The sequence below is a fragment of the Bradyrhizobium sp. LB8.2 genome (assembly GCF_040548035.1).
GTDB lineage: Bacteria > Pseudomonadota > Alphaproteobacteria > Rhizobiales > Xanthobacteraceae > Bradyrhizobium.
On the sequence record NZ_JBEPQV010000024.1, the window covers coordinates 1 to 16527 of the forward strand.

13 protein-coding genes are annotated in these 16527 nt (G+C 64.4%); 10 read left to right on the forward strand and 3 right to left on the reverse strand.

Features of this window, described 5'->3' with window-relative positions; translation table 11 throughout:
• Positions 1 to 209 precede the first annotated feature (209 nt).
• Positions 210 to 605 (reverse strand): hypothetical protein, encoded by a 396-nt coding sequence (locus ABIB06_RS25735; RefSeq protein WP_247341251.1) that lies wholly within the window; start codon positions 603 to 605, stop codon positions 210 to 212.
• A gap of 149 nt (positions 606 to 754) precedes the next feature.
• On the opposite strand from ABIB06_RS25735, the gene ABIB06_RS25740 reads away from it, so the two are divergent.
• Positions 755 to 1405: a trimeric intracellular cation channel family protein gene (locus ABIB06_RS25740; protein WP_354052112.1), complete on the forward strand. Its 651-nt coding sequence runs from the start codon at positions 755 to 757 to the stop codon at positions 1403 to 1405.
• Here ABIB06_RS25740 and ABIB06_RS25745 read toward each other — a convergent pair whose 3' ends face one another.
• Positions 1406 to 2632 carry a c-type cytochrome gene (locus ABIB06_RS25745; protein WP_354052114.1) on the reverse strand — a complete coding sequence of 409 codons (1227 nt, stop codon included), beginning with the start codon at positions 2630 to 2632 and terminating at the stop codon, positions 1406 to 1408.
• A gap of 281 nt (positions 2633 to 2913) precedes the next feature.
• On the opposite strand from ABIB06_RS25745, the gene ABIB06_RS25750 reads away from it, so the two are divergent.
• From ABIB06_RS25750 to ABIB06_RS25790, 9 genes are all read left to right on the forward strand, one after another.
• A complete protein-coding gene (locus ABIB06_RS25750; RefSeq protein ID WP_354052116.1) occupies positions 2914 to 6405 on the forward strand; it encodes an indolepyruvate ferredoxin oxidoreductase family protein in 3492 nt (1163 codons plus the stop codon).
• Between the two features lie 339 nt (positions 6406 to 6744).
• Positions 6745 to 7902: a thiolase family protein gene (locus ABIB06_RS25755; RefSeq protein ID WP_354052118.1), complete on the forward strand. Its 1158-nt coding sequence runs from the start codon at positions 6745 to 6747 to the stop codon at positions 7900 to 7902.
• Positions 7902 to 8291, forward strand: a complete 390-nt coding sequence (locus ABIB06_RS25760; protein ID WP_354052120.1) for a Zn-ribbon domain-containing OB-fold protein — start codon at positions 7902 to 7904, stop codon at positions 8289 to 8291. The genes ABIB06_RS25755 and ABIB06_RS25760 overlap by 1 nt, the downstream gene beginning before the upstream one ends.
• Before the next feature lie 149 nt (positions 8292 to 8440).
• A complete protein-coding gene (locus tag ABIB06_RS25765) occupies positions 8441 to 9301 on the forward strand; it encodes a MaoC family dehydratase (protein ID WP_354052122.1) in 861 nt (286 codons plus the stop codon).
• A gap of 166 nt (positions 9302 to 9467) precedes the next feature.
• A complete protein-coding gene (locus ABIB06_RS25770) occupies positions 9468 to 10346 on the forward strand; it encodes an SDR family oxidoreductase (protein ID WP_354052124.1) in 879 nt (292 codons plus the stop codon).
• Between the two features lie 66 nt (positions 10347 to 10412).
• Entirely contained in the window at positions 10413 to 11366 is a 954-nt protein-coding gene (locus ABIB06_RS25775; protein WP_354069336.1) for a dihydrodipicolinate synthase family protein, read from the forward strand.
• Positions 11367 to 11369: 3 nt separating this feature from the next.
• Complete coding sequence (locus tag ABIB06_RS25780) at positions 11370 to 12170, forward strand: NUDIX hydrolase (RefSeq protein ID WP_354052127.1); 801 nt, start codon at positions 11370 to 11372, stop codon at positions 12168 to 12170.
• Positions 12171 to 12250: 80 nt separating this feature from the next.
• Positions 12251 to 13165 carry a DMT family transporter gene (locus tag ABIB06_RS25785; RefSeq protein ID WP_354069338.1) on the forward strand — a complete coding sequence of 305 codons (915 nt, stop codon included), beginning with the start codon at positions 12251 to 12253 and terminating at the stop codon, positions 13163 to 13165.
• A 123-nt stretch (positions 13166 to 13288) separates the two neighbouring features.
• Positions 13289 to 15976, forward strand: a complete 2688-nt coding sequence (locus tag ABIB06_RS25790; protein ID WP_354052130.1) for a PAS domain S-box protein — start codon at positions 13289 to 13291, stop codon at positions 15974 to 15976.
• A 100-nt stretch (positions 15977 to 16076) separates the two neighbouring features.
• Here ABIB06_RS25790 and ABIB06_RS25795 read toward each other — a convergent pair whose 3' ends face one another.
• The gene (locus tag ABIB06_RS25795) at positions 16077 to 16427 is read right to left on the reverse strand and encodes a GrlR family regulatory protein (protein ID WP_354052131.1); all 351 of its coding nucleotides are present in this window, start codon (positions 16425 to 16427) and stop codon (positions 16077 to 16079) included.
• Between the last annotated feature and the right edge of the window lie 100 nt (positions 16428 to 16527).

Genomic DNA, 16527 nt, shown 5'->3' on the forward strand with positions numbered 1-16527 from the left:
CGCCCATTGGGCGTCAGTCAAAACGAATCGGTCCATCCCAAGCTTGAATCACAACCAAGCCCCGATGAGAATCCTGAATCCCAACAGACCCTAGAGCATGATCCGGAGAAGTGTGCAGCGGTTCTCCGAAAAGATCATGCTCAGACGGTAGAGGCAAACGAAAACGGCGGGACGTGAGTCCCGCCGCTGTTGCATGTTGTTGCAAATCGTTACTTCGCGCCGTCAGACGGCTTCTGGGTATCCGGGGCCGGCTTGCTCGGCGCGGCGCCCGTGGTCACGCCAGGCCCGGTGTTGGTGCGCGGCGGCGTCACGTCGCGCATGCCGGGAGGTGCCGCCGGATTGGCCGACGGCGCCTGCTGCGCAGTCTGCGTCGCCGGCGCGTTGCTCGCCTCGTTGCCGGTGTGTGTGTTGTTCAGGCCGTAGAATACGGCACCCAGCACCAGCGCAATTGCTACTGCAAACATCGCAACCTTGCCGCTGGAGGCAGGGCCTTCACCAAGCTCGGGATCGGCCTGAAGCTGGGCATCCCGTCGCGCCGCGTTGCGATACTCATCATCGGCGAGATTCGGGCGATACGGATCGTTGGTAAAACGGTCGTCAGCCATCGATTTGGTCTCCTCGATTATTGCCCTCGGACAACCCTCAGGTGCGAGATTCTGTTCCATTCCCCATTATGCTTTCGTCGCATGTTTCGGGAACCTGTTCGCCTGGGAACCCGAAGCGTAAGTTCCGTGGCATAGGGAGGAACTGAACGATGTGGAGCTTGCCGCCGAGCGATAGCGTGCTGCACCTGCTGTCGCTGGTCGCGGTTGCAGCGCAAGGCATGAGCGCCGCGCTCGCAGCCGGCCGCCGCAGCATGGACTGGCTCGGCGTCTGCTTCCTCGGCTGCATCACGGCGCTCGGCGGCGGCACCTTGCGCGATCTCTTCCTGGGTCACTATCCGCTGGCCTGGGTGCAAAACCCAATCTACCTCGCGCTGGCTGGCGGCGCCGCTTTCCTCACCATCCTGATGGCGCGCCTCGTGCACCGGCTGAAGGTGGCCTTCATCGTGCTCGATGCCATCGGCCTCGTCGTCTTCACCATGACGGGCTGCGATATCGCCTGGCAGATGGACGCCACGCTGCCGATCGTCATCGTCTCCGGCATGGTGACCGGCTGCGCCGGCGGCGTGTTGCGCGACGTGCTCTGCAATGACGTGCCGCTGCTGTTCCGCTCCGAGCTCTACGCCAGCGTCTCGGTCGTTACCGGCTTGTTCTATGCGACCGCCTTCGGCCTCAAGCTCAACACCGAGCTCTGGACCATTTTGACCTTTATCCTCGGCATCAGCTTCCGCCTGCTGGCGGTGCGCTACAAATGGGAGATGCCGAAATTCGTCTTCACGGACGATGAGGAGCGAAAGCCCTGACTACGGCTCCTGCTTTCGCGCCTTGGCGACCTGTGACGCCGTCACCAGCGGCGCGGCATTGCCCCAGGAATTGCGGATGTAGTTCGTCACCGCCGCGATCTCTTCGTCGGACAATTGCTTGCCATAGGCCGGCATCTCGCCGGTGTTGGGCGCGCGCCGCGTTGTCACAGTGTGGGCGCCGTCGAGGATGATGCGCAAGGTCGAGGACGGATTGACCGATTGCAGCAGCGCGTTGCCAGGCAGCGGCGGATAGATGCGCGGCGCGCCGGAGCCGTCGGCCTCGTGGCAGGCAATGCAGAGTTTGGCGTAGACCGCCTGGCCGGCCTTCATCTCGGCATCGTCAGGCGGCGTCACGATCGTCTCGCGCCGTGCCGGCGGCAGGCCCTTCAGGTAAACCGCGATCGCACGCACATCGGCATCGCTCATCTTCGAGGTCGAGTTGACGACCACCTCCGCCATCAGCCCGCCGGCATGGCTCCTGGCGTTGCGCCCGCTCTGAAGATATTCGGTGATGTCCTCGACGCTCCACGACTTCAGCCCGGCGCGGGGAGCGCCATCGAGCCTTGGTGCGTACCAGCCGCCGACCTTGTTGCCCGAGAGTGCTTGCGCCTGCTTGTCCGCGCCAAAATAGTTCTTCGGCGTATGGCAGGCGCCGCAATGGCCGAGCCCGGTGACGAGATAGCCGCCCCGATTCCACGCCGCGCTCTGGCTCTGGTCCGGCTCGAACAAGCCGGGTTTGAAATACACCATGTTCCAGATCCGCATCAGGCCGCGATAGCCAAACGGCCAGCGTAGCTCAGGCGGCTTGTTCCGGCTCGTGACGGCCGCGAGCGTTCCGAGATAGGCCCGGATCGCCAGCGTGTCGTCTTTCGTCATCCGCGTGAAATAGGGATAGGGGAACGCCGGATAATAGTTCGAGCCGTCGGGTGCGACGCCGGTGCGCACAGCGCGGGTAAAATCGGCATCCGTCCAGGCGCCGATGCCGGTGTCGCGGTCCGGGGTCAGGTTCGGCGCGTAGATTGCGCCAAAGGGCGTGTCGATGCGCTTTCCGCCCGCGAACGGTTTTGCGGGATCGGCGGTGTGGCAGCCCGCACAATCGCCGGCCTCAACCAGCACTTTGCCGTAGGCGATCAGCTCCGGCGACGGCTCTGAAGCGAGGGCCGCGCTCGTAACCGCACTGCACAACGCCAGACCCACGAGAGCCAAGCCAGCCAGAATCGTCCGCATCGAAAGCCTCTCCTGCGACCCATCGACGCCGTCCCGCGTGACCGGGGCGTCAATTCGTTTCGCGACGGCGGGGGTATCGTGACACAAATTGACAATCGCCGATGCCATTGCAGCCACGAAATTGCGATTATCACCCGGCGCCGTCTCTGGGCCAGATTTGTGATGCGGAGCGTGAAATATCCGACATAGAGTGGCAAAGATGGTCGGCGCGCCCTAGCTAAAAACAACGGGCAGGCAACGGCTTAAGCAGCCAAGCGCTCAAAAGGGCGGAAGAGGACATAATGGGCATCAACCAGGGTCCGATCAGTCTCGATCAGAAATACACCCAGGACACGGGGCATATTTTCACAACCGGCATTCAGGCGCTGGTCCGCCTGCCGATGGCCCAGATCCGGCGCGACCGTGCCGCGGGGCTGAACACCGCGGGCTTCATCTCCGGCTATCGCGGCTCGCCGCTCGGCGGCTATGACCAGCAGCTCTTCGCCGCGCGCAAGCATCTCGAGCAGTACAACATCAAGTTCCAGCCCGGCGTGAACGAGGATCTGGCCGCGACCGCGGTCTGGGGCTCGCAGCAGCTCAACCTCTCGCCCGGCGCCAAGTATGACGGCGTGGTCGGCATCTGGTACGGCAAGGGCCCCGGCGTCGATCGCTGCGGCGACGTGTTCCGTCACGGCAATGCCGCTGGCTCCGCCAAGAACGGTGGCGTGCTGTGTCTCGCCGGCGACGACCACGGTGCAAAATCCTCCACCGTTCCGCATCAGTCCGACCACGCCTTCATGTCGGCGCTGATGCCCTATCTCTACCCCTCGAGCGTCCACGAGATGATCGAGATGGGCCTGCTTGGTATCGCGATGTCGCGCTACTCGGGCTGCTGGGTCGGCATGAAGGTGATCACGGAGACGGTGGAGACCACCGCCGAGATCGACCTCACGGACGAGATGACGCCGTTCGTGATCCCGACCGATTTCGAGATGCCCGAGGGTGGCCTCAATCTGCGCTGGCCCGACGACCGCTTTGCCCAGGACCGCCGGCTGCAGGACTACAAGGGCTTTGCCGCGATCGCCTTTGCGCGTGCCAACAAGGTCAACCGCATCACCATGGATTCGCCGAACGCCCGCTATGGCATCATGGCGTCCGGCAAGAGCTACGAGGATATCCGGCAGGCGCTGCGTGAGCTCGGCATCACACCCGAGGTCGCGGCCAAGATCGGACTTCGATTGTACAAGATCGGCATGCCCTGGCCTCTGGAGCCGGAAGGCGTCAGGCAATTCGCTGTAGGCCTCGAGGAAATCTTCATCATCGAAGAGCGCCGCGAGATCGTCGAGAATCAAGTGAAGCAGGAGCTGTTCAATTGGCGCGACGACGTCCGTCCCCGCATCATCGGCAAGATGGACGATCACGACAAGCGCTTCCTTCCCTTTGCCGAAGAGCTCAGCGTGGCCTCGTTGGCCAGTTCGCTGACCGAACGTCTGCTTCGACTTGATCTCAATCCCGAAATTGCAACGATGCTGCGTGCCAAGGCCGATTGGTTCAACGGCCGCCAGGCTTCGCAGATGCAGGCGACCGCGCCTGTCGCCCGCACCCCGTATTTCTGCTCCGGCTGCCCGCACAACACCTCGACCAAGGTGCCCGAAGGCAGTCGCGCCTTTGCCGGCATCGGCTGCCACTTCATGGCGTTGTGGATGGATCGCTCCACCGAGACCTTCACCCATATGGGCGGCGAGGGCGTGCCGTGGGTCGGCGTTGCCCCCTTTACCAAGGAAGAGCACGTGTTCGCCAATCTCGGCGACGGCACGTATTTCCACTCCGGCAGCCTCGCGATCCGCCAGGCGGTCGCCTCCGGCGCCAACATCACCTACAAGATCCTTTATAACGACGCGACCGCGATGACCGGCGGCCAGCATGTCGACGGCGAATTGTCGCCGCAGCAGATCACCTTCCAGCTCCACAGCGAAGGCATCCGCGAGATCTATCTGGTCTCGGAAAATCCCGACGCCTATCCCGCGAGCGAGATCGCGCCCGGCGTCAAGACCGCGCATCGTGACGAGCTCGACGCGGTCCAGAAAACGCTGCGCAAGGTCAAGGGCGCCTCCGCGATCGTCTTCGTGCAGACCTGCGCCGCCGAGAAGCGCCGCCGCCGCAAGCGCGGCACACTGGAGGATCCGGCGCGCCGTGTGCTCATCAATCCCGCGGTGTGCGAAGGCTGCGGCGACTGCTCGGTGCAATCGAACTGCATTTCGGTCGAGCCGCTGGAGACCGAGTTCGGCCGCAAGCGCGCCATCAACCAGTCGACCTGCAATAAGGATTATTCCTGCGTAAAGGGCTTTTGCCCGTCCTTCGTCACCGTCGATGGTGGCAAGATGCGCAAGCGCGCGCCGGCGCGCGTCGGCGATATCGGCGATCTGCCTGAGCCGGCGTCGCGCCCCAATTTGGACAAGCCGTACAACATTGCGGTCGGCGGCGTCGGCGGCACCGGCGTGCTGACGATCGGCGCGCTGCTCGGCATGGCCGCCCATATCGAGGGCAAGGCCTCGATGATCCTCGACATGTCCGGTCTCGCGCAGAAGGGCGGGGCGGTGCTCAGCCATGTGCGCCTGTCCGACCATCCGGCCGAGGTGACTTGCTCGCGCATCGTCACAGGCACGGCCGATGTCGTGCTCGCCGCCGATGAGGTGGTCGCGGTCGCCAAGGACACGATCTCGCTCTGCGACACCAGCCGCACCCGCGGCATCATCAACAGTCACGTCATTCCCACCGCCGACTTCGTCCTCAACCGCGACTTCAACTTCCAGACCCGCAAGTTGAATGGGTTGTTGGAAACGGCGCTGCACAAGGAGTCCGTGTTCTTCGACTTCACCAAGCCGGCAGAGCAGCTGCTCGGCGACAGCATCGCCACCAACATGATGATGATGGGCTACGCCTATCAGAAGGGGCTCTTGCCGTTGTCAGCGGAGTCGATCGAGCAGGCGATCGAGGTCAACGGCGTCTCGATCAAGATGAACAAGGAAGCTTTCCGCCTCGGCCGTCTCGCGGTCGCGGACCCCCAGCGTCTCGCCGATATGTTGAAGGGAACGGACGAGGTCATCGCGCCCAAGACCCTGGACGCAATGACGCTCGACGAGATCGTCGAGCACCGCGCCAAGCATATCACCGCCTATCAGAACGGCCGGATGGCCAAGCGCTACCGCAAGCTGGTGGACCAGGTCAGCGAAGCCGCCAGGCAGGGCGGCTATGACGAGGCGCTGACCCGCGCCGTCGCGGTCAACTATGCCAAGCTGCTGGCCTACAAGGACGAATACGAAGTCGCGCGCCTCTTCACCGACGGTGCTTTCGAAAAGCAGCTCCGCGACCAGTTCGAGGGCGACTTCAAGTTCAGCTTCAATCTGGCACCGCCGATCCTTAGCCGTGGCGTCGATGCGCTCGGCCGCCCGAAGAAGCGCGCGTTCGGCCCGTGGATGCTTCCGATGTTCCGCGTGCTTGCGAAATTCAAGGTGCTGCGCGGCACGCCGCTCGACATCTTCGGCCGCAGCGCCGACCGCAAGCTCGAACGCGACCTGATCACCGGCTACGAGAAGGACGTCGCCACTGTGCTCGGCCTGTTGTCGCCGCTCACGATCGACACCGCGGTGGAGCTGCTCTCGTTGCCCGACCGCATCCGCGGCTACGGCCTGGTCAAGGAGAAGGCCGTCGCGGACGCCAAGGCCCGCTACGCCCAGCTCGCCGCGGATCTTGCCAACCCGCCGCCCGCGCCGAGGCAGATCGCGGCGGAGTAGAACTTCGCAGGGTGGGTTCGCTTACCCACCCTGCGAAATCCTGTTTGAAATCAACCACCGTTCTACTGTGCATGGGGTTGTTTTCGATAAAAACAGGCTTTCGATAAAACGAAACCGCTTGTGCCGTCGGGCAAAACACCTTTACGACCTGGACCGAACGAAGCTCTCGTGCCCCGAGCGCGGCAACGTTGAGGCGTTGCAGCGCGTCCGGGACACCGGCGCATCATTTGCGCCAAGCCGCCACCCTCTCGCCCGACGGAATATTTCCGCGCTTGCCAATCAGGCCACCGCGGTTCAGAAAAACGGAGCAAGAAGAAACGCCAGCGGAGACCTGAAGTTTTGACCATCAAGGGCAAGGCCTACATTGCCGGGATTTTTGAACACCCGACCCGGCATGCGCCGGACAAATCCACCGCTCAGCTTCATGCCGAGGTCGCCAAGGGCGCGATCGAGGATGCCGGGCTCAGCAAGGACGATGTTGACGGCTATCTCTGCGCGGGCGACGCGCCCGGCGGCGCCTGGCCGATGGTCGATTATCTCGGCCTGAATACCAAGAAGCTCCGCCACGTCGATTCCACCGAAACCGGCGGCTGTTCCTACATCATCCATCTCGGCCACGCCGCCGAGGCGATCGCCGCGGGCAAGTGCTCGATCGCGCTGATCACGCTGGCAGGGAAACCGCGCACCGGGGCGATGCCGCCGCGTGCGGCCGGCGCCGAGGCCGATTTCGAGATGGCTTACGGCGCCACCACGCACAATGCCTACGGCATGTGTGCCATGCGCCACATGCACGACTATGGCACCACGAGCGAGCAGCTCGCCTGGATCAAGGTCGCGGCTTCGCATCACGCGCAATACAATCCGCATGCGATGCTCAAGGACGTCGTCACCGTCGAGGACGTGCTGAACTCGCCGATGATCTCAGATCCGCTGCATCGCATGGATTGCTGCGTCGTCTCAGATGGCGGCGGTGCGCTGATCGTGACCACGCCCGAGATCGCCAAGAGCCTGAAGAAACCGCTGGTCAGACTGATCGGACATGGCGAGGCCATGAAGGGCCCGCGCGGCGGCAAGGATCTCGACCTCACTTACTCCGCCGGGATCTGGTCCGGCCCGCGTGCGTTCGAGGAAGCCGGCATCACGCCGAAGGACATCAAGTACGCCTCGATCTACGACAGCTTCACCATCACCGTGCTGATGCAACTCGAAGACCTTGGCTTCTGCAAGAAAGGCGAGGGCGGCAAGTTCGTCGCCGACGGCAATCTGATCTCGGGCGTCGGCAAGCTGCCGTTCAACACCGACGGTGGCGGCCTCTGCAGCAATCATCCCGTCAACCGCGGCGGCATGACCAAGATCCTTGAGGCGGTCCGCCAGTTGCGCGGTGAGGCGCATCCGAAGGTGCAGGTTCAAAACTGCGATCTCGCGATCGCCCACGGCACCGGCGGATTGCTGGGCGTGCGCCACGCTGCCTCGACTGCTATTCTGGAGCGCGTGTGATGAACGAGACAAAGAAATATCCGGCCCCGGCGACGAACCCCGAGACCGCCGCGTTCTGGGACGCGGCCAAAGAGGGCAAGTTCATGATCAAGCGCTGCACCGCCTGCGGCGAAGCGCACTACTTCCCGCGCGCGATCTGCCCGTTCTGTTATTCGGACAAGACGGTGTGGGAGGAGAGTTCGGGCGAAGCCACGATCTACACTTACAGCTTGATGCGGAAGTCGCCGACCGGTCCTTACGCAATCGGTTACGTCACGCTGAAGGAGGGGCCTTCGCTCCAGACCAACTTCGTCGATTGCGATCTCGAGAAGCTGAAGATCGGCCAGAAGGTGAAGGTGGTGTTCAAGCCGACCGACGGCGCGCCGCTGCCGTTCTTTACGCCGGCGTAGGACGGTCCTCATCCTGAGGGCTTGCGAAGCAAGCGTCTCGAAGGATGGCCACGACAAAGAAAGCGTTTCGGGCATCCTCATGGTTCGAGACGGCGCAAGAGCGCCTCCTCACCATGGGAATGAGAACCATCCGGAAGGAAACACACAAAATGTCCGCCAGATACGAAGAGCTCAAAGGCCTGAAAAACATCGGCCAGAAATACGCCTACAGCGATCGCGAAGTCATGCTCTACGCCTACGGCATCGGCCTCGGCGCCGATCCGATGGACGAGAACGAGCTTGCCTTCGTCAACGAGGGCACGTTGACGCCGCGGCCGCTCAAGGTGGTGCCGACGTTCGCCTCCGTTGCGGCGTGGGGCGCAGGGCCCGGCGAAATGAGCCTCAATCGCGTGATGGTGGTCGATGGCGAGCGCGACATCACCTTCCACCAGCCGCTGCCGGTCGCCGCGCACATCACCGCCGATTCTTCCGTCGTCGAAGTCTACGACAAGGGCAAAGACAAGGGCGTAGTGATCAGTCACCAGACCGTGCTCAAGAACGAGAAGGGCGAGAAGCTGGCAACGCTGGTCGCCTCGCGCTTCGCCCGCGGCGATGGCGGCTTTGGCGGGCCGAATCTGACGCAGCCCGATCCGCACAAGATCCCGTCCCGCTCACCCGACAAGACCGTCGACATCGTCACGCGTCCCGACCAGGCGCTGGTCTATCGCCTCTGCGGTGACCGCAACCCGCTGCACTCCGATCCCGAATTTGCGAAGAAGGCCGGCTTCCCGCGCCCGATCCTGCACGGCATGTGCACCTACGGCATCACCTGCCGCGGCGTGCTCCAGACCTATGCCGATTACGACGCCTCCGCCTTCCGCGAGCACGTCGCGCGGTTCTCCTCGCCGGTCTATCCCGGCGAGACCGTGACAATGGACCTCTGGAAGGACGGCAACACGATCTCGTTCGAAGCCAAGGTGAAGTCGCGCGGCGTCACCGTGATCAAGAACGGCAAGACGGTGCTGGGTTAGGGCGGTCTCGTGCCCCGGACGCAGCGCAGCGCTTCTTCAGCGGTGCGCTGCAGAGCCGGGGGTCTAGCGAGCCCAAGCAAAGAAAGAGCTGGGTCCCGGCTCTGCGACGCAGCGTTGCACGCTGCATCGCGTCCGGGACACAAAAAAACAACAGGGAGACGCCACCATGGGACTACTCGACGGCAAGGTTGCGCTGATCACCGGCGCGGGCGGGGGGCTCGGTGAGGCCTATGCAAAGCTGTTCGCGCGGGAAGGGGCCTCCGTCGTCGTCAACGACCTCGGTGGCCCCCGTGACGGCTCCGGCGCCGACAAATCGATGGCGCAGCTCGTGGTGGATGCGATCAAGGCCGAAGGCGGCAAGGCCGTCGCCAACGGCGCCGACATCTCCACGATGGAGGGCGGCCAGTCGGTGTTCGACGACGCCATCAAGCATTTTGGCCGCGCCGACATCCTCGTCAACAATGCGGGCATTCTACGTGATCAGACCTTCTCCAAGGCCAGCGAGTCCGACTGGGACAGGGTCATCAAAGTGCATCTAAAGGGCACCTTTTGTTGCACCCTGCCGGTGTTTCGCTGGATGCGGGAAAACGGCGGCGGCGTCATCGTCAACACCTCCTCGACCTCGGGCCTGATCGGCAATTTCGGCCAGACCAATTACGGCGCGGCCAAGGGCGGCATCTGGGGCCTGTCCAACGTGCTGGCGATCGAGGGCCGGAAATACAACATCCGGATCTGGACGCTCGCGCCGGGCGCGCTGACCCGCATGACCGCAGACCTGCCCCGCTATAAGGAGAACCCCGGTGCGGCGCTGGGGCCGGACGGCATCGCGCCGGCCGTGCTATACATGGTCAGCGATTTGTCGGGCGATCAGACCGGCAAGGTGCTGGGCGTATCCGGGCCCCGCGGCGTGCGCGAAATGCGGATGATGGAAATGGACGGCTGGAAACCGCCGCACACGGGCTGGAACGCCCGGGACATCGCTGAGCATGCCAAGGAGATCTTCTTCTCCGAAGAGCAGATCAAGATGGGCGCGCGACGGTTTTAGGCCATGGTCTCCCGGAGCGCGCAACCCGCGAGCCCCGGGGATGACGAACAAAGGATACAGGGACTGATGAAACTTACTGCCGACGCCAAGGGCACCTTCGCAATCGCGCCGACGCCGTTCCACGACGACGGCCGGATCGACGAGCGTTCGATCGACCGCTTGACCGATTTCTACGAGGAGGTCGGCTGCGACGGCGTCACGGTGCTGGGCATCCTTGGTGAGGCGCCGAAGCTCGATGCCGCCGAGGCCGAGCAGGTGGCGGTGCGCTTCGTCAAGCGTGCCAAGAAGATGCAGGTGATCGTCGGCGTCTCCGCGCCGGGCTTTGCCACCATGCGCTCACTTGCGAAGGCTTCGATGGACGCCGGTGCGGCCGGCGTGATGATCGCGCCGCCGCCGTCGCTCCGCACCGACGACCAGATCGTCGGCTATTACAAGCAGGCGGCCGAGGCGATCGGTCCCGACGTGCCCTGGGTGCTCCAGGACTATCCGCTGACCTTGACGGTGGTGTTCACCCCCGCCGTGATCCGCAAGATCGTCATGGACAATCCAAACTGCGTGATGCTCAAGCACGAGGACTGGCCGGGCCTGGAAAAGATCTCGACGCTGCGCAGCTTCCAGAAGGACGGCTCGCTGCGACCGCTCTCGATCCTCTGCGGCAATGGCGGCACGTTCCTTGATTTCGAGATGGAGCGCGGCGCCGACGGCGCCATGACCGGCTACGCCTTCCCCGAGCTTCTGATCGATGTCGTGAACCTCTCGAAGGCCGGCAAGCGCGACGCCGCGCATGATCTGTTTGACGCGCATCTGCCGCTGATCCGCTACGAGCAGCAGCCGGGTGCAGGCCTTGCCGTGCGCAAATACGTGCTGCAGAAGCGCGGCATCATCGCCTCCAGCGCCCAGCGCAAGCCCGCCGCGACCATCACGCCGACGGCGAAGGCGGAGGTCGAGTACCTGCTGTCGCGCGTCGCCCGAATCGACAAGCGCGCCAATCTTGGGCCGCAATCCAGCGCCGCAGGTTAGTTGATGGTCGAGGCCTCAGCATCACGTCCCGCGTCGACGATCCTCCTGCTGCGCGACGGAGCAGCAGCGAAGGAAATCGAAGTCTTCATGATGGTCCGCCATCATCAGATCGAGTTCAATTCGGGCGCGCTGGTGTTTCCCGGCGGCAGCGTCGATGCCGGAGATCAGGAGATCGTCAAGCGCTCCGACCTGTATTCGGGCGGCGAGGGCCTGAGTGAATCGGACCGCGGATTTCGTATCGCCGCGATCCGCGAGACCTTTGAGGAGAGCGGCATTTTGCTGGCACGGTCCAAGGATTCGGGCACGCCTGTTGACGCCAGGCGCGCCGGCGAGATCGCCGATGCGCATCGCGTCGCGCTCAACGAGCACAAGGTCAGCTTCCTGAGCATTCTGGCCGACAACGGTCTCCAGCTCGCGCTCGATACGCTCTTGCCTTACGCGCACTGGATCACGCCCGAGGGCATGCCAAAACGTTTCGACACTTGGTTCTTCCTCGCCGCAGCCCCGCCCGACCAGCTCGGCGCGCATGACGGCCGGGAATCGACCGACTCGATCTGGGTCTCGCCGCGCGAGGCGGTGGAGGGCGGCGAGAGCGGCCGCTTCAAGCTGCCATTCCCGACCACACGTAATTTGATCCGGCTCGCCAAGCAGTCGAGCGTGAGCGCGGCGCTGGAGCACGCCCGCGGCATGTCCGTCGTGACGGTGATGCCTGTCATGACCAGGACCGAAACCGGCCGCCAGCTCCGCATCCCCCGCGAGGCCGGCTATGACGGCGAGGTGTTCGAGGTTGGGGCGGTCGGCTAGGACACTTCGATACACAACGAAGTATTGGCGAGGGCAGACGCGCTAGTTTCCGTCCCTGACAACGGAACGGAGCGCGCGACATGGACAACCGGCAGGACAACAATGTCGCCGTCGAGCTGGCGCTGCTGGTCGCGCTCGCAACGCTCTGGGGCGGCTCCTACACCTTCATCAAGCTCGGCGTTGCCACCATTCCGCCGATCACGCTGATCGCAGCGCGCACCACGATTGCGGGCCTGCTGCTGCTCGCGATCATGTGGGCGAGGGGCATCAGGATGCCGACAGACGGCGCGACCTGGCAGCGCTTTGCCTTCCAGGCCGTGCTCAACAGCGTCATTCCCTGGACGCTGATCGCCTGGGGCGAGCGCCATCTCGACGCGTCGCTCGCGACCATCCTCAACTCGGCCGCCCCGATCTTCACCTTCCTGCTCACAGCCATTGTGACCCGTCACGAGGCGACGACACCGCGAAAGCTGGTCGGTGTGGTCTCCGGCATGGCCGGCATCCTGTTGATCGTCGGCGTCGATGCGTTCCATGATATCGGCAGCGGTCTCGTCGCGGAGGCCGCGATCGTCGCCGCCACCATCTGTTATGCCTGCGCCGCGATCTTCGGCCGCAGCTTCAAGGACCTCGATCCCATGGCGCCCGCGGCCGGCTCGCTGCTGGCGGGGGCGGCTGCACTGATCCCGGCCTCGCTGATCATCGAACAGCCCTGGACGCTGTCTCCCTCCCAGAGCTCGGTGCTGGCGCTGCTCGCGCTTGCGACCTTCTCGACCGCCGCGGCCTTCGTGATCTATTTCCGCCTGATCCAGACCCTGGGCTCGGTCGGCACCACCGCGCAGGCCTATCTCCGCGTGCCCATCGGGGTTGCCATCAGCGTCGCCTTCCTCGGCGAGAGCCTGAGCCGGACCGCCTGGATCGGCCTTGCCTGCGTCGTCCTCGGCGTTGCCGCCATGACCATCCCGGCCCGGCGGCCGGCCAGCGTCAAAGCGTCATAAGCCGGGCCAACCGAGGCGGCAGGGGGCTGCAATATTAAGGATATTCCGCGGCTGACGCGTGTTCCCCCGGGGCCGCAATACGTCGTATATTGGGCCTCCAGCAGCCCGGTCCTCAAATCACGAATGTCCGCCGAATTGACGCCGACCCCTGAGAAAAAGCGAACATTCTCGCTCTCCATCGGCCAGCTCACCTTCGGCAGCTTCCTTCTGGTGCTGGCGGTGATCATCGTCACCTCGGCCGCGAGCGTGATCGCGATCCGGCACATCGACACGACCTTTGCCGAATTGCAGCGGCTCCAGAGCGTCGGCGACCTCGCCGAGGACATCGACCGCCGCATGAACGAGTTGCGGCTCGCCGCGCGCGATTTCGTCACCGACCCCGGCGCCGGCACCCAATTCAAGCAGGTGGGCGAGGCGGCCTCGACGCTCAGCGACATCCTGAAGAAGACCCGCATCGAGCTTGCGCCCGAGCAGCAGGACATGATCGACGGGGTCACCGAGCGGCTTGCGACCTATCGCAGCGGCCTGGAGCGGATCTCGACGCTGATTGATCGTCGCGCCCAGCTGCTCGCCGGCCTGCCGCCGCTGCGCGACCAATTCGATGTGGCGGTCGCGGGCACCGCCGACCGCGAGCTGGCCTCCCGCCTGTCGGAGGCGCAGAGCCGGATCGCGCTCGGACTGCTCGCGCGCAATCCGTCCGCGGCCGAGCAGGCGGCGCAGAGCATGCGGGCGATGGACATCGGCGATGCCAGGCTGAAATCGTCCGTCAATAATTATGCCGGTGCCATCATCGCGGTCGCCGTCCGTGAACGGCAGATCGCCGATATCGATCGCGAGGTGCTGGGAACCGAGGGCCGGCTGATCGGGCGCGTCACCGAATTGCTGCGCGAGGTCAGCGCCCGGCGCGGTCACGTGCTGTCGCGCGACTTCGCCCGGACGCTGACGGAGGCGCGCTGGCAGAGCATCGTGCTCGGCACCATCGGCGTGCTGATCGGCATTCTCGCGGCCGGCTTCGTGGTGCGGCGGACGGTCCGTCCGCTCGCCCAGATCGCACGGTCGATCCGCGCGCTCGCAGCAGGCGAGAAGAACACCTCGATCCCGTCCGCCGACCTCGACAACGAGATCGGCGACATCGCCCGCGCGGCCGAAGTGTTCCGCCGCGCGCTGGAGGAGGCCGACACGGCGCGCGAGGCAGCGGTGCGCGCGCTGACCGAGCAGCGCCTCGCCGAAGAGAGCTACCGAAAACTGTTCGAGGGCTCGGTCGACGGCATTTACGTGACGACACCGGCCGGTGATCTCCTCAACGCCAATCCGGCGCTGGCGCGGATGATGGGCTATGACAGCCCCAAGCAGCTCATCGACAGCATCGACGACATCGCCCACACCATCTACGTCAATCCCGAGGCGCGCGTCGAATATCAGCGGCTGATGGCCCGCGACGGCATCGTGCGCGAGTTCGAATACCAGGTACGCCAGCGCAGCGGTAACATCCTGTGGCTGTCCGACAGCGCCACCGGCGTCCCCGACGAGGCGGGCAACATCGTCCGCTACGAAGGCACGCTGCGCGACATCACCGACCAGAAGCGGGCGGAAGACGCCATCGCCGAAGGACGGCGCCTGCTCCAGCAGGTCATCGACACCGTGCCGGCAGTGATCAACGTCAAGGACCGCGACCTGCGCTACGTGCTGATGAACCGCTACATGGCCGGCATCTTCGGCATCGAGCCCGGCGATGCGCTCGGCCGCACCACGGCGGATCTGATGTCGCGCTACGGTGCAGCCAAGACCGACGAGAACGACAAGCGCGTGCTCACGCTTCGAAAAGGTCTCGGCTTCTACGAAGAGGAGTACAAGGATTCTTCCGGCCACATGCGCCAATGGCTGGTCAACAAGCTGCCGCTGCTCGATATCGAGGGCGAGATCGAGCGGATCGTCACCGTGGCGCTCGACATCGGCGAGCGCAAGCGCGGCGAGCAGGAGATGCGCAAAGCCAAGGAATCCGCGGAGACCGCGCTGCGCAATCTGCGCGAGACCCAGGCCTCGCTGATCGAGGCGGAAAAGCTGGCGGCGCTCGGGCGCCTCGTCGCCGGCGTCGCCCACGAGGTCAACAATCCCGTCGGCATCAGCCTCACGGTTGCCTCCGCGCTGGAGCGCAAGACCGCGATGTTCACCGCCGAGGTCGAGCGCGGCGAGTTGCGCCGCTCCACGCTCAACGACTTCCTTCACACCAGCCGCGACGCGTCCTCGCAGCTGGTCTCCAATCTCAACCGCGCCGCCGAGCTGATCCAGTCGTTCAAGCAGGTCGCCGCCGACCGCAACTATTCGGACCAGCGCAGCTTCGATCTCGGGGACCTCACCGAGCAGGTGGTGATGAGCCTGCGGCCCGGCCTGCGCAAGCACAATTTGACGCTCAATGTCGAGTGCCAGCCTGATCTGACCATGAACAGCTATCCCGGACCGTACGGCCAGGTGCTGACCAATCTGTTTCTCAACGCGGTGGCGCACGCCTTCCCGGACGGACGGCCGGGGACCATCGACATCCAGGTGCGCGAGTCCGGCAAGGACAATGTCGAGATCACCTTCTCCGACAATGGTTGCGGCATGTCGCTCGACGTTCGCCGACGTGCATTTGATCCGTTCTTCACGACGCGGCGCGACCAGGGCGGCACCGGTCTCGGGCTGCACATCGTCTACAGCATTGTCACGAACCGGCTCGGCGGACGGCTGGATCTCGATTCCGAGCCGGGCAGCGGCACACGCATCCAGATCATCCTGCCGCGCGTGGCGCCGCTCGAGCAGGCCGCGGAATAGCTGGAGCGCTTTCGGGCGAAGTGGATATCGGTTCGCGAAGAAAACGCTTCAAAACAAAATCTGGAGCTTCGGTTCTGATTCAATCAGAACCGATAATCCCCTAGTCGGCCTCTGCGAGCTTGTGCAGCGTCGCGCCGAAAATCTGGCTGGCCTTGCCGACCAGCGCGGTGCCGGTCATGTCCCCGCGCGTCTCCGTGAAGGTGCCGCTGACGCCGATGCCGACCGCGGCAGGGCCACCGAACAGCGGATTGTCGTCGCCCCGCGGCGAGGTGTGACGCTGGACCAGCACCTCGCCCTTGAAGGTGTTGTCCTTCACCGTGTAGCGGCCGGTGTAATAGAGGTAGGCATCGCCGCCAAGAATCTTGCCGTCGCGAAAAAGAATCACGCCGCTGCCCTTGCCGACTCGACCATCGAGCAGGTTCACGTGAATTGAATAGAGGCCGTTCTTCATAACGTCCCGAGGCCGGCCGCCATCGCCCAATGGCGTAACCGGTAGGGCATTTATGCCAAAGCGCATCCGCTCACGCAACGCGGGAGTTTGGCCGCCGGCC